The following is a 14,849-nucleotide window of genomic DNA, read 5'->3' on the forward strand; positions in this document are numbered from 1 at the left end:
CAAATATGATATAATTTATAACGTATCGAAAAAATGAGGTGTACAACAATATGGAAAAAAAGAAAGTAAACAAACATCTTAATTCATTCCAGATAATCATATTCGGTTTTCTCGGAATGATAATTCTTGGCGCACTGCTGCTGATGCTGCCGATATCCTCTCGGAGCAGAGCATTTACGCCATTCTCGGACTGCCTTTTCACGGCGGTATCTGCCACCTGCGTTACAGGACTGGTGGTAAGGGACACAGCTACTTACTGGTCGCTGTTCGGCAAGGCTATAATACTGCTGATGATACAGATAGGCGGCATGGGCGTTATAACAGTTGGTCTGACCATCATGCGGCTTTCGGGCAAAAAGATAGGTCTTGCACAGCGAAGTACCATGCAGGATTCCATATCCGCGCCCCAGGTTGGCGGTATCGTCAAGCTGACGGGCTTTATACTTAAAACCTCGCTTATGATAGAGCTTATCGGTGCGCTGCTGCTGCTGCCCGTATTCATAAGTGATTTCGGAGTTGCAAAGGGCATCGGTTACTCGGTATGGCACTCCATATCCGCTTTCTGCAACGCGGGCTTCGACCTTATGGGTGTACGCCAGCCATTCTCGTCACTGTGTACTTATCACGACAATATCTATCTTAATATAGTAATAATGCTGCTGATAATCGTGGGCGGTATCGGTTTCCTTGTTTGGAACGACATCAAGACCCACAAGCACCATCTCCAGAAATACAGTCTCCAGAGCAAGGTGGTCCTTTTAACTTCCCTGCTGCTGATATTCGTACCTGCTGTATACTTTTTCTTCTGCGAATACAGCGGTCTGCCCATGAGCGACAGAGTTATAAGCTCCCTTTTCCAGTCAGTAACGGCAAGAACGGCGGGATTCAACTCACAGGATCTTGCAGCTATGGAAGGTTCGGGCACACTGGTGATGATAATGCTGATGCTGGTGGGCGGTTCACCCGGATCCACAGCGGGCGGTATGAAGACTGCTACTCTCGCTGTACTGTTCTTCTCGGCTATAACCGTATTCAGTCGCAAGAACGATGTTCAGTGCTTCAAGCGCAGGCTTCCCGAGGAAGCTGTGCGTAATGCAGCGGCGATACTGTTTACATATCTCACGCTGTTCATAACAAGCGGAATAGTCATCAGCCGCATTGAGGGTCTGCCCATACTCACCTGCCTGTTTGAAACGGGCTCGGCAGTTGGCACTGTAGGACTTACTCTTGGAATAACCACTACGCTGTCCCTTGCTTCAAGGATACTGCTGATGATACTGATGTTCTTCGGCAGAGTGGGTGCACTTACGCTTATTTACGCGGCACTTCCCTCCCCCGAGACAATTAAGAGCAAACTGCCCATGGAAAAGATTTCCGTAGGCTGACCGAAAGGAGAATAAATAATGACAACTGCTTTGATAATAGGTGTGGGCGAATTCGGTGCCCATATCGCAAGAAGAATGTGCGAACTCAACTGTGAGGTAATGGCAGTTGATTCTAACGAAGACCGCATAAACGAGATACTGCCCTACGTTACCAGCGCAAGGATAGGCAACTGCACGGACGCTGAGTTCCTGCGTTCACTGGGTGTGGGCAATTATGATATCTGTATAGTCGCTGTGGGCGGACTTTTCCAGGTATCGCTGGAAACTACCTGCACACTGAAAGAGCTTGGTGCAAAGTTCGTTCTTGCAAGGGCTACAAACGATGTTCAGATGAAGTTCCTGAGAATGGTGGGCGCTGACGAAGTAGCTTACCCAGAAAAGCAGACTGCTATCAGAATTGCAACAAAGTACGCTTCCGAAACCATACTTGACTTTATCCAGCTGGACAACAACTACTCGATATACGAGCTGAAGATACCCAAGGACTGGTACGGCAGGACCCTTGCACAGGTTGATATCAGAAAGAAATACAATATAAATATAGTGACTTTCAAACGCGGGAACTCTGTTTTCCTGCCGTCACCTGATTCGCCGATGCTGGAGGGCGATGTGGCTTTCGTTATCGGCGAGGTCAAGGACATCAACAAGTGCTTCAAGATATAAAATATCTTTAAATGCACATAATGAAACTTTGATATGAAAATACTGACCCGCTCCTGTCAGCTGACAAGGGCGGGTCAAACGATAGATGAAATAAAACGGAGGATACTTAAATGGCAATATCTGAAAAACTGCTGAGAAAATACGCACGGCTGATAGTCCTGACAGGAGCAAACGTTCAGCGTGGGCAGATAGTTCAGCTGACAGCGGCTGTTGAACAGCACGAATTCGCGGCGCTGATAGCTGAGGAATGCTACAAGGCTGGTGCTGAGAAAGTCAATATGAACTGGACAAGCGATGTGCAGAACAGGCTGGACCTGATGTACGCAGAGCAGGATACCCTTGCAAAAGTTCTGCCCTGGGAAGAAGCAAAAATGAAGCAGATGGTGGATGACCTGCCATGCAGGATATTCATCGTATCCGACGACCCCGATGCACTGAACGGCATAGACCCCAAGAAGATATCCGCAGTATCACAGAGCAGACAGGCTGTTTTCAAGCCCTACCGCAACGCTATCGAGGGCAAGCACCAGTGGGTGATAGCAGCTCATCCCTCGGAGAATTGGGCGAAGAAGTGCTTTCCCGATGCCGAGAATGCTGTTGACAAGCTGTGGGAAGCTATCCTGAAGACTGTCCGCGTCAGTGAGGACAACGACCCTGTTGCCGACTGGAAGACTCACATGGATACCATCGTAAACAAGGCGGCATGGCTGAATGAGCAGGGATTTTCCTCGCTTGAATACAAGAGTTCCAACGGCACGGATTTCAGGGTAAGCCTGATAGAGGGCGCTAAATGGGAGGGTGCAAAAGACCTCAATCCCCTGAACGGCGCTGAGTATATCCCAAACATACCCACAGAGGAGATATTCACCTCACCATATGCAGGCAAATGCGAGGGCACTCTCGTAGCAGTGAAGCCTCTTTCCTGGAACAGCCAGCTTATCGAGGATTTCTCCATCACTTTCAAGGACGGCAAGGCTGTTTCCTGCAAGGCAGGCAAAGGTCAGGAGCTTCTGGAGCAGATGATAAAAATGGACGACTGCGCTTGTATGCTGGGCGAAGTCGCACTTGTGCCTAAAGAGAGCCCAGTCAATCAGTGCGGTTTCCTGTTCTACGAAACACTATTCGATGAAAATGCCTGCTGTCACTGCGCCCTCGGTATGGGATTCAAGGAGGTTCTTCCCGACGGCGACAGCCTGACCGTTGAGCAGGCTAAAGAGCGTGGCATAAACGATTCTATAATTCATGTTGATTTCATGGTAGGTGCTGATGATCTTTCGATAGACGGCATAAGACCCGACGGCACAAGAGAAGCTATCTTCCGCAACGGTACATGGGCATGAACGAAGATATTTTCAGCACAGCCGACAACCAAAGCCAGTGGGCGGACAGCCGCGATGAACTAAGGCGGGCACTGGAATCCTTAGGCTATCCCACTGAGTTTGCTGATACCATAGCAAAGTACATCGGCAGTCCCAAGGGAATACAGCGCATGGCGTGGTACGTGAATTATGTCCGCCCCGAAAAGACCGAACTGATCGTCGATGAAATGCTGGCAATAAAAAGCGAGATAGACACCTGGCGCGAACGCAAGGAAAGTCAGCAGGCAAACGCAGCCTATACGCAGCTGCTAAACTGCGGGCTTGATACCGACGACGAGTAAATGCAAAAAATACGGATAAAACTAAGCCCCCGAGGTTCACACCGAACCGTTCGGGGGCTTTATTTATCTGCTGATATCAGGATATCTCAGCACTGTTTTTACAGCACACAGCGTCTTATTCCAGGGGTCTTAATCCCTTAACAGCAGCTGCTATCCTTGCAAGGTCGCTGACGTTGACCTTGCCGTCCTTATTTATATCTGCCAATTTGAAAGCATCAGCGTCAAGCTTTCTTTTGCCCTTGATGAATGCGGCAACTTTTGTGATATCGGTAACATTTACCTTGCCATCGCCGTTTATGTCGCCCATTTTTCTCTCACCGGGATCCTTTGGTTCAACATACTCGGGTCTTACATAATCACCGAGAGTATCATCTTTGATATCGGTGGCTACGAACTTCATCTCGTGAACTTCTGCATAGTCCTCGGGATAAGTACCCTTTACGCCGTGGAGAGTGATAGTTTCGCCGTCTAAGTTCTCATCAAAATAGCTGAATGCGGTCTCGCTGATATCAGTGATGTTGGAACCTACATAGATATCCTTGAGGGATATGCACTCACCGAAAACATTGTTACCTATCTTCTTTACTGAATAAGGTATCTTTATCTCCTTGAGAACTTGGTCATAGCGGAATGTTTCGTTCGGTACAACTTCCAGTCTTCTGCTGAGGGTGACATCTGTCAGCTTGGGGCAGTTCTTGAAGCAGGCATCGCCCATCTCAGTAAGGCTGTCGGGAAGAACTGCCTTTTCAAGATTCTCACAACCTTCAAATACACTGCTGCCCATCTTCTCGATTCCCATAGGCAGGGTCATCTCGGTGAGAGCGGTACAGTCCTTGAAGGTATAGCTACCTATCTTTTCGATTATCTCCTTATCACTGAAATTGACCTTAGTCAGAGCAGTACAGCCCTCAAATGCTTTGTTTCCCACAGTTTTGCAGCTTTCGGATACTGTCACTTCGGTCAGCTGAGTGCAGCCTTCATAGATGGAGTTGGGAACTTCTTTAAGATAAGCCGGAAGCACTGCCTTGGTCAGAGCAGACTTCTTGAATGCGCCTGTTCCGATAGTTGTAACGGTTTTGGGAATATCGATATTTGTGAGAGCAGCACACTCAGCAAAAGCATATTCGCCGATCTCTTCAATGCTACTGCCGAAGTTCACCTTTTTAAGTGCAGTACAATTATCAAAAGCATGATCGCTGATCTTGACAACAGTATCGGGAAGATTTACCTCCTCAACAGCAGGAGCATATGCCAGCAGGTTGTTTACAACTTCAACAGCACCGTCGGGAATGTTGACCGTTTTAAGGGATCCACACTTGCTGAACGGACCATCATTGCTTAATAATGCACAGTCAACGGATTCAAGAGACTTAGGAATATCTATCTCGGTGATGCCTGTGCTCTCGAAAGAGCTTGCGCCAAGTATTTTGAGGTTTTTAGATAACTTTGCACTTGTAAGGCCGGTACAGTCCGCGAATGCGTATGTACTTATCTCTGTTACGCTGTTGGGTATCTCTACGGATGTCAGACCCGTAGAACGGAAAGCGCCCTCGCCAATAGTAACGACTGTCTTGGGTATGGTTATCTGTTTCATCGCACTAAGGCCTGCGAGCAGTCCATTGGGGATAACTGTGATGCCGTTTTCTATAGTAACATCAGTCAGAGAAGGACAGTTATAGAAAGGTCCTTTTTCTGCATTAAGGAAGCCTACCTCTGCTACCTCTATCGATTTGGGTATGGTCACAGAAGTCAGTCCGCTTTCTGAGAACGCATATGTTTCCAGTTTTGTAAGGGACTTTGGCAGATCTATCTGAGTAAGTGACTCACAGTAACGGAAAGCACTGTTGTTTATGGTCGTAACGGAAGATGGTATAGTTACCGAAGTGAGCTTTTTGCAGTTTGCAAAGAAATAATCCGGTACTACAGTTATCATATCGGGGAGAACTACGCTCTCAACGCCAGAGCCTGCAAGCAGTGCCATAGGGAGCTCGTAATCACCGTCATTGAATTTCACAGTCTTGAGGTTTTCACAGCCATCGAAAGGACCTGCATCAAGACTGAGGTACGATGTTTCGACAGTTTTGAGTGACAGAGGAATGGTTATGCTCTCAACTGCAGTATTCTGGAAGCACTTTGTTCCGAGCTTTTCGATATTAGCAGGCAGATCATAGTTTTTGAGCTTTGTACAGCCGGCAAATGCCATGAATTCGATCGCGGTTACATTTGCACCAAAATCAACCGTCTGAAGATTTGAACAGCCATAAAAAGCATCCTCGTCTATGACCTCAACAGTATCGGGGATAGTTACGCTTGTAAGCTCCTTGTAGTTCATAAACAGCTTTTCGCCCAGCTTGGTGACAGGCTTGCCGCCAATCTCTGCAGGGATATCCACAACAGCAACTGCAGAATAGTTACTGCTGTCAGTCTTTGGCAGAAATTTGCTCAGAACAGCGCTGTCGGTTTCCGTGTCGATGTAGTACTGGAACAGACCCTCGGTCTGCAGGTCCTCCGCAGAAACGGTAATACTTGTCCTGAAAGTACTTATGGTACCCTCGGGCAGAACTGCCGCACCTCCGAATACGATTGTTAACGCCAGAACAGATGCCAGAATTTTTTTCATTTTGGTTTCCTCCCTTAAAGAAATCAATTTTGTTCTGCCAATTATGACAGTAATTTTGACGTATGGGCTATTTAACATTATGATTATATTACATCTTAGAGAATTTGTCAATAAGTACGAACAATTATTATTTATAATATCAGTTTGAAAGTGACAAAACATGACCAAATTGTTAAATATCCCCACTGAAACGAAAGCTTTGCACTTCCCTGTTTCTGAAAATATAATACCACTTCCGAAATCGTTTTTCTACCAACAGGAGTTTGAAATTACGCAACAATCAGTTGCAATTTATGGAAATATGCGAATATTATAGCGATATATACAAGTAATTGGAGCTTTTCTGCATATTATACGCTGTTGTTCTATATTGATAGCAAGTTTCCATTAGGATAAGAACAGTGCCATTTCCATAAAATTCCATAGCATATGTGTATATAACAAAAATTTTTTGTTACAGAACATGATATTTAGCATTGTTAATAATTGACAAAGTCAATAATCAGGTGTATAATTAACCTCGTAAAAGCGAGAGCGACAAAAATCCAAATGTCGGGAGGAACAACATGGAGAAGAGATACGAACTTACCGCCGCGCAGAAAATGCACTACAGGTGGATAAAGGAATACGGCACACAGCAGGTGTCGGGACTAAGTATAGTAGCGGCCTTCGGTGCTGAACTGGATATCGGTCTGCTGAAAAAATGTATCGAACTGGAAAAGCAGAGATATTCGTGCCTGAGACTGCGTTTCACAAAGCCCGATGATAACGGCGAAATAAAACAGTACATAGCCGAATATCAGCCCGAGGAGATCAAGGAATACGACCTGAGGGATATGACCCTGCCCGAAGCTGACGACATAATGCAGAATTGGGCTTATGAGACCTTTGACGGCGACGACATACCCATGTGCGAATTCCGCATAGTAATGCTCCCCGAGGGTTACACAGGGTTCTTCGTGCATATGGATCACAGGCTGAATGATTCGGTTGGTGTGGCTGTCATGGCTACGGATATCATGAACCTTTACAAGCACTTCAAATTCGGAGATGAAGAGCCTGCTCCCCTGGCGGATTTTGAAAAAGTGCTGATAAACGACCTTGAAAAAGCATCAAATGAAAAGCGTCACGCAAAGGCAAAGCGTTTCTGGGACGAAGAGCTTGACGAACTGGGTGAGCCCCTTTATTCGGATATTCAGGGAACTTCAGTACTGGAGGAAGCCCGCAGGAAGCACAACGCCCCGAATCTCCGTGCCGCCGATATCGAGAGAAAAGAGCTTTTCGTTGCAGTAAAGGATTATCAGCTTGAAGTTGACAGTATGCAGAGGGCGATAAACTTCTGCCTGCACAATCAGATATCCCCTACCAACCTGATACTGCTGGTTATACGCACCTATCTTTCAAAGGTGAACGGCGGTCAGGAGGATATCACGGTGGAGAATTTCATATCAAGGCGCTCCACCCATGATGAGCTGACCTCGGGCGGAAGCAGAACGCTCTGTTTCCCTTGCCGAACAGTAATTTCGGGCGATACCACTTTCATTGATGCGGCGAGAAAGATACAGAACCATCAGAACCGCATATATATGTTCAGCGGATACGATCCAGAGTTTATCCGCGATGAGATGAAGAAGCGCTACAACACCCCTGATGATACTACTTATGTCAGCGTATATCTCACCTATCAGCCGCCCATGACTTCCCAAGACCTTGACCCCAACGCACAGAAGCTCCCCCTTTATGTAAAGTGGTTCGCCAACGGTGCGGCAACTAAGAAGATGTACCTCACGGTATCCCATCTGCCTGACAGAAAGCTGAATTTTTCCTACCACTATCAGACAGCACACCTGACTGAAAAGGACGCAGAACTGATGTACTACTACATGATGCGCATACTGTTCAGGGGCATCGAAGACCCGGGCAGGACTATTTCAGAGATAATCGACATGGTTTAAAAGACAAAAGAAAGTTTATATATAATGGGGATATCCCCCGAAAGGAGTTTATTATGGAACAGAAATTCAAAGAGATCGCTTCACGCTACTGCAAAGGCGACGTTGGTGAGATAACACCTGAAATGGCTATACGCGAAGACCTGGGACTCAGCTCCCTTGATCTTATGACATTCCTCGGCGACCTTGAAGACGAGTTCGATATAGAATTCGACTTCGGTGCTGACGAGCAGAAGCTGGGCAATATCCGCACTGTAGGTGATGCTATCGGCCTGCTTAACGAGTATGTAGGCTGATTCGGGGTGATAGCATGAAAAAGACCATTCACACCCTATGGAACAGAAGTGCCAAAGACTATGCCGACCTCCCTGCTGTGCGCTGGCTGGTAAAAAAGGATATAAAAGAGATAAGCTACAAGCAGGCTGATGAAGTCATCAGCGGGCTGAGAAAAGGCGCTTATGCACTGGGATTTGAGCACAGACATATCGCGCTGGTAGGCACTAATTCGGCTGAGTGGATAGAAGCTTATATGTCGGTGGTGACAAGTACAAATACCGCTGTTCCCCTTGATTCGGCACTGCCTGCCCATGACCTCATCGACCTTATCGACCGTTCGGATTCTGAGGGTGTTTTCCTTGACCCTAAGTTCGCTTCACTTGCGACCGAGATAAAGGACAAATGTAAAAAGGTCAAAAAGATATGGATGCTTTCGGATGAAGCCATTGAAGGCACAGAATCCCTAAAAGACCTGATAGCCGCTGGCGAGGGTGCTGATGAACCCTCTGCCCCCGAAGAAGATGATATATCAATGATAGTTTTCACTTCGGGAACAACAGGCAAAAGCAAGGGCGTTATGCTCACACAGAGCAATCTTTACACAAATATCGAAGCCATACTTTACGATATGGACCCGGGGCTTATCTTCCTGAGTGTACTTCCCGTGCATCACTGTTTCTGCCTTGTGATGGACTGGCTCAACGGTTTCTGGATGGGTGCTGTTCTCTGCATAAATGATTCGCTGATGCACATGGTAAGGAATATGACTATATTCAATCCCGATGTTATGCTGATGGTGCCGCTGATGGTGGAGACCATCTACAAGCGTCTGAGAACTCTTGACCCATCTATCCCGCCTGAGGTGGTATCCGAGAAAGTCTTCGGCAAGAACCTGAAATACATATTCACGGGCGGCGCACATCTTGAACCATACTACATCGAAGAATTTAACAAGTACGGCATAGATGTTTACGAGGGCTACGGAATGTCCGAGTGTTCACCAGTTATAAGCTCCAACAAGATAGGCGACAGCAAGCCCGGTTCGATCGGAAGACCTCTGCCAAATGTTGAGATAAAATTCGTGGACGGCGAGATACTTGTGCGCAGTACCAGCGTGATGAAAGGCTACTACAAAATGGAGAAAGAGACCGAAGAAACTCTCAAAGACGGCTGGCTCCACACTGGTGACAAGGGCTACATCGATGAGGACGGCTTCCTTTTCATAAACGGCAGGGTGAAGAACCTTATCATACTCTCAAACGGTGAGAATATCTCTCCCGAGGAGATAGAGAACCGTCTTGCACTGAATGACCTCATCGGTGAGATAGTGGTTACGGGCGAGGACAATCTGCTGACTGCAAGGATATTCCCCGACCCTGATATGACCGGAGGTATGAGCGATGAAGAAATCAGAAATGCGCTTCAGGAGATACTTAACGATTACAACAAACAGCAGCCAACCTACAAACAGCTTTCAAAGCTTGTAGTAAGGAAGTACCCCTTCCTGAAAAACACCACCAGAAAGATAATCCGTGCTGAAGTTTACAGAGATGAGCAGGGCGCATGAACAGTCTTATAAATATAATCGAAACCACCTATACTCATATTTCAGGCACTGACGGACTTCCGCTGAGAGTGCTGAGGATAGAACCCACCGACCCCAAAAGCATAAAAGGCATCGTACAGATGGTACATGGCAAAAACGAGCACAAGGGTCGGTATGCGCCGTTTATGAGATATCTTGCGGCTAACGGATATCTTACCATCGCCAACGACCACCGCGGTCACGGCGAGAGCGTACATCATCCCCAGGATAGAGGCTATCTCTACGAGGGCGGGCATCAGGCGCTTATCGAGGACATTCACGAGATAACGCTGGAAGTCAAGCGATATTCCGAGGACGTTTGCGGCAGAAAAGACCTGCCATTCGTACTGCTGGGACACAGCATGGGGTCATTGGCGGCAAGGTGCTATATCAGGAAGTACGACGCTGATATCGACAAGCTCTGCCTTATCGGCTCGCCATCAAAGTCCCGCAAGATACGTCAGGGGCTGATGATGCTGAGGTCGCTTGAACGGCTGGAGGGCAAAAAAGCACGTTCAAAGCTTGCTGACCTGCTCATCATCGGCGTAAACTACGAATTCAAGTTCCGCAAAGAGGGCTTGAAAAACGCCTGGACAAACACCGAAAGAGATGCAGTCATAGAACACAACAACGACCCACTTTGCAGGTTCAGGTTCACCCTCAGCGGTTACGAAGAGATGCTCAAAATGTCAATGCTGACATACTCCGGCGGTTACACCCCGCAGAATCCCCATATGCCAATAAGGTTCTTCTCCGGTGCGAATGACCCATGTGCTATCTCAAAAAAGCGATTCATCGGTGCGCTTCACCTGCTGAAAAAGATAGGCTACACCAATGTACGCGGAAAGATGTACAACGGTATGCGCCATGATATCCTGCATGAAAAGGAAAAGCATAAGGTATACTGCGATATTCTGAAAATGATCGAGGAATGAGTAAACCCGCGCAGGGACTTTACATTTGCGTTTTTTTGTGTTATAATTTTAGTAAATAATTGGAAATATAATTATGCTTTTTCCAATTTAAAATGGGAGGTCATAATGCAAACAAACCAAAAGTACAAGATCATTGATCGTGATATGATCAAATTTATAGCCATAATACCTATGTCTATCGGACATTTTGTAGATTTCTACTGCGGTGTTTCAGCAAGTTTAAGGAACTCGTTGATCCTTTTTCTGCTGGCACAAGCTTCACTGATAGCCTCGCCGATATTTTTCTATTTCATTGCCGAAGGATTCAGGCATACTCATTCGGTAAAGAAATATGCATCAAGGCTGTTCATATTCGCGGTAATAACTCAGATACCATACTGCCTGATGTGCAACGGAACGCTGGTTCTATCAGGTATGTATACGTACCTGAATGTATTCTTCACATTGTTTCTCGGATTGATCTCGCTGGTAGTGTGCGAAAGCAATTTGAATCTGTGGGCAAAGATCGCGCTTGTTGTAATTCTGGATGCAGTTACATATCTGCTGAAGATACAATGGCTCATTTTCGGTATCCCGATCATACTGATACTGTATTATTTCAAAGACAGACCAACACTTCGCTTTTCACTTTTCACTCTATGCAGTGTTGGCAGCCTGTTAATTACAACACTGCCTGCCGCATCACTTTATTACTCAAAAGGTCTGACAGAGTATTTTAATTTATGCATTGTGGGTTCGGTGATCGATCTTTGTTTCCTGATAGCGGGTTATTTTATTGTTACTTTGTTCTACAATGGCGAAAAGGGTAAAAATCCCGCTTTTACAAAATGGTTTTTCTACATTTTCTATCCCGCACATCTTTTTTTGATATACATAGTAAAAACCGTGGCAGGAAAATACTGATCGGACATATCATGATATTTCTATATAGTACATATAAAAGGACAGCACATATGACAGATACCCATATAGAAGTTTTGCCCCGAAGCGTTTCAAATCGCTTCGGGGCATTGTATTAATTATCCTGCTCAGATAAATCAGGATTTATCTGAATCCATAAAGACCTTTGAGCCTGTTGCTCCTGTTTGTCCTTGATACTTTCCATTGTATGGATTTAGTGCATGATCGTCCATTTCTGCAAATACTAACTGTCCTACTCTACGTCCGCACTTAAGCTCGATTGCACATTTGTTTGCATTATATAATTCTAATGTTATCTCACCTTTGAAGCCGGGATCGACCCACCCTGCATTCTGAATAAACAACCCCATTCGACCAAGAGAACTTCTGCCTTCAACGAATGCCGTTAGATTATCAGGCAGCTCAAAATACTCCATCGTTGTTGCCAAAACGAATTGCCCGGGTAAAATCAAGTAAGTATCGGTTTTAATGGTCTTATAGCTTATCTTATTGTCCAAGGTAATTATTCCTGAAGGAGTGTCATCAACAACGCTGAATGTATCGCCTAACCGTATATCAACACTTGCGGGTTGTATTTGTTCTTTTATAAGCGGTTTGATTACCAAAGAGTTTTCATCAAGCATTTTTATAATCGTTTTATCGGATAATATCATTTTTATAGCTCCTCTCGATGCAGATCCGATTTGTATTCGCATTCATTATAACACAGTATTACTGCCATGTCAACAGAAACTCCATAGTACTTCTGACCTTACATTAGAAATACTATGGCGAAAAACTTCTATATCAGCATCGCATATAAAATGCTGTCCTTTCTTATTTATCACTTGTTACCTATATACGCGCCTATCGCTTTTGTCACGAAATCCGCTGTGCCGATGCCGCCTGCATTGTCGATATTCTCATTAAATTCACCGTTTGCAGAATACATCTGTCCCAGTGACATGAGTATATCATCGGTGCAGTGGTAGTAGTTTTCGGTGATATACTTTTGCAATACCCTCACCTGTTCAGCGGCTTCGGGAGAATCGGGTGAACCGTCTTTAAGTTTGCCAAAGTCTGCAAAGACAGCCATCAGCCCTGATGCGATGTTGTTTTCGTCCTCCTTGGTACGTTTACTGCTTTTCTTGGCATACTCTTCGTACTCTTTGGTATCGCCCCATTCTGCCTTTGCACGGCTGGTATACTCTTCTATTTTGCTTGTATCAAATGCGTTAAAATCCATAATATCTTCTCCTTTGTCTCTTATTTCACGAGCGAGACCGATAATGGCTTCAAGCCGCTGTTTTTTCAGCGTCAGAAGTTCTATCTGCTGGGTCAGGGCTTTTTTTCTGTCAAAATCGGGAGCTTCAAGTACGGCTTTGATATCGCTGAGGGAAAATTCAAGCTCGCGGAAAAGAAGTATCTGCTGCAAACGTTCCAGCGCAGTATCGTCATACAGCCTGTAACCCGCCTCCGTGCGCATCGCAGGTGTCAGCAGACCTATCTTGTCGTAGTATTGCAGGGTGCGTATACTTACCCCTGTCAGCTTGCTTACCTCGTTTACTGTTTTCATAAGCCTTACCTCCTCGTGTGATTACATTATATACTATTACGTTACGTCATAGTCAACCCCGTTATATTCAATTTGTTTATATGCACAGCCGTAAAGACTTTTCAATACAGCTAAATGTTACATTTTCACAAACAGTAGTAAAATCAATACAATATCCAACAAATTGGAAATAAGTGGTTGAACTATTTAGAATTGTATGCTATAATATGAAAAAACAAATAACAAGGAGGTTTATCATGAGCAATATCCTGTCACTTGCGAAAAGCTACGAAAAGTATTTCAAGATAGGTGCGGCAGTCGCCAGCGGAAATATCCACAGCTACACCGAGGTTCTGCGCGAACACTTCAACAGCGTAACTCCCGAGAATGAGATGAAATACATCTCCACCGAGCCAGAGGAAGGCAAATTCACTTTCGGTGATGCGGACAAGATCTTCGATACAGCGCGAGCACTGGGTATCAAGGTGCGCGCCCATGCCCCCGTATGGCATAATCAGACCGGCGCATGGATGTTCAAGGATGGCGATAAGACTGCTTCTCCCGAGCTTATCTATCAACGTATAGATGCGCATTCAAAAGCGCTGTGCGAACGCTACAATGCCGATGTTTACGCATGGGACGTTGTAAACGAAGCTGTGACCGATGCTGTCCCCGAGGGTGCTGAGGGCGATGCAGCTATCTACCGCGACAGCGACTATTTCAAGCTCTGCGGTGCTGATTTCATCGCCGCGGCTTTCCGTTCGATGGATAAGTATTCTCCAAATGCGCAGCTTTTCTATAATGATTATAACGAGTGCGATCCCGCAAAGCGCGGAAGGATAGTCAGCCTGATAAAGCGCCTGAAAGAACAGGGCTGCCGCGTGGACGGACTTGGTATGCAGCAGCATTATTTCGGCTCTCCCGATTATGATGAGCTGAAACGCTCTATCGAGATATACGCTGGACTTGGTTTGCGCCTGCATATCACCGAGCTTGATGTATCCATCATGGCGACTTTTGGGCATAACGTTTTCCCGCCCAGTGCAGAGGATATCGAAAGGCTGAAAGCTTCACGCCCCGAGGATATTGCAGCGATAGAGGATATCTATCTTAAACTTTTCGAGATATACCGCAGTTACAGCGATGTGATAGACTGCGTGACCACATGGGGCGTAGCCGATGACTACACATGGATGGACGGATTTGTACCTCATGACAATGCACCAGCTGTAAAGCAGTATCCCCTGCTTTTTGATGTAAAGCATGCGCCGAAAACCTGTGTAGAAAAGCTGATAGCAGAAACTTAATGTGTGAATAA

General features: G+C 45.8%; 13 protein-coding genes. 10 read left to right on the plus strand and 3 right to left on the minus strand.

Annotated elements, in window-relative coordinates:
- Positions 1-50: 50 nt before the first annotated feature.
- From BM265_RS04625 to BM265_RS04640, 4 genes are all read left to right on the plus strand, one after another.
- Complete coding sequence (locus BM265_RS04625; protein WP_074960404.1) at positions 51-1,385, plus strand: TrkH family potassium uptake protein; 1,335 nt, start codon at positions 51-53, stop codon at positions 1,383-1,385.
- A gap of 18 nt (positions 1,386-1,403) precedes the next feature.
- The gene (locus BM265_RS04630) at positions 1,404-2,048 is read left to right on the plus strand and encodes a potassium channel family protein (protein WP_074960405.1); all 645 of its coding nucleotides are present in this window, start codon (positions 1,404-1,406) and stop codon (positions 2,046-2,048) included.
- A 110-nt stretch (positions 2,049-2,158) separates the two neighbouring features.
- A complete protein-coding gene (locus BM265_RS04635) occupies positions 2,159-3,388 on the plus strand; it encodes an aminopeptidase (protein WP_074960406.1) in 1,230 nt (409 codons plus the stop codon).
- Entirely contained in the window at positions 3,379-3,708 is a 330-nt protein-coding gene (locus BM265_RS04640) for a hypothetical protein (protein WP_242940774.1), read from the plus strand. The genes BM265_RS04635 and BM265_RS04640 overlap by 10 nt, the downstream gene beginning before the upstream one ends.
- Before the next feature lie 115 nt (positions 3,709-3,823).
- Here the strand turns inward: BM265_RS04640 and BM265_RS04645 are convergent, their stop codons facing one another.
- The gene (locus BM265_RS04645) at positions 3,824-6,328 is read right to left on the minus strand and encodes a leucine-rich repeat protein (protein WP_074960407.1); all 2,505 of its coding nucleotides are present in this window, start codon (positions 6,326-6,328) and stop codon (positions 3,824-3,826) included.
- A gap of 566 nt (positions 6,329-6,894) precedes the next feature.
- Between BM265_RS04645 and BM265_RS04650 the strand changes: the two genes are divergently transcribed.
- The 5 genes from BM265_RS04650 (at position 6,895) to BM265_RS04670 (ending at position 11,979) form a co-directional block, all read left to right on the plus strand.
- On the plus strand, positions 6,895-8,283 hold the full coding sequence (locus BM265_RS04650) for a condensation domain-containing protein (RefSeq protein ID WP_074960408.1): 1,389 nt from the start codon (positions 6,895-6,897) through the stop codon (positions 8,281-8,283).
- A gap of 53 nt (positions 8,284-8,336) precedes the next feature.
- Entirely contained in the window at positions 8,337-8,576 is a 240-nt protein-coding gene (locus BM265_RS04655) for an acyl carrier protein (RefSeq protein ID WP_074833754.1), read from the plus strand.
- A 14-nt stretch (positions 8,577-8,590) separates the two neighbouring features.
- Positions 8,591-10,123: an AMP-binding protein gene (locus tag BM265_RS04660; RefSeq protein ID WP_074960409.1), complete on the plus strand. Its 1,533-nt coding sequence runs from the start codon at positions 8,591-8,593 to the stop codon at positions 10,121-10,123.
- Entirely contained in the window at positions 10,120-11,076 is a 957-nt protein-coding gene (locus BM265_RS04665; protein ID WP_074960410.1) for an alpha/beta fold hydrolase, read from the plus strand. The genes BM265_RS04660 and BM265_RS04665 overlap by 4 nt, the downstream gene beginning before the upstream one ends.
- 105 nt (positions 11,077-11,181) lie before the next feature.
- Entirely contained in the window at positions 11,182-11,979 is a 798-nt protein-coding gene (locus tag BM265_RS04670; protein WP_074960411.1) for a TraX family protein, read from the plus strand.
- A 134-nt stretch (positions 11,980-12,113) separates the two neighbouring features.
- Here the strand turns inward: BM265_RS04670 and dcd are convergent, their stop codons facing one another.
- Together dcd and BM265_RS04680 are read right to left on the minus strand one after the other, a co-directional pair.
- Complete coding sequence (dcd, locus tag BM265_RS04675; protein ID WP_074960412.1) at positions 12,114-12,650, minus strand: dCTP deaminase; 537 nt, start codon at positions 12,648-12,650, stop codon at positions 12,114-12,116.
- A gap of 170 nt (positions 12,651-12,820) precedes the next feature.
- Positions 12,821-13,552: a MerR family transcriptional regulator gene (locus BM265_RS04680; RefSeq protein ID WP_074960413.1), complete on the minus strand. Its 732-nt coding sequence runs from the start codon at positions 13,550-13,552 to the stop codon at positions 12,821-12,823.
- Between the two features lie 236 nt (positions 13,553-13,788).
- Between BM265_RS04680 and BM265_RS04685 the strand changes: the two genes are divergently transcribed.
- The gene (locus BM265_RS04685) at positions 13,789-14,838 is read left to right on the plus strand and encodes an endo-1,4-beta-xylanase (RefSeq protein ID WP_074960414.1); all 1,050 of its coding nucleotides are present in this window, start codon (positions 13,789-13,791) and stop codon (positions 14,836-14,838) included.
- The last annotated feature ends 11 nt before the right edge of the window (positions 14,839-14,849 follow it).

Origin of the sequence: Hominimerdicola alba, assembly GCF_900112155.1 — a bacterium.
GTDB lineage: Bacteria > Bacillota > Clostridia > Oscillospirales > Ruminococcaceae > Hominimerdicola > Hominimerdicola alba_D.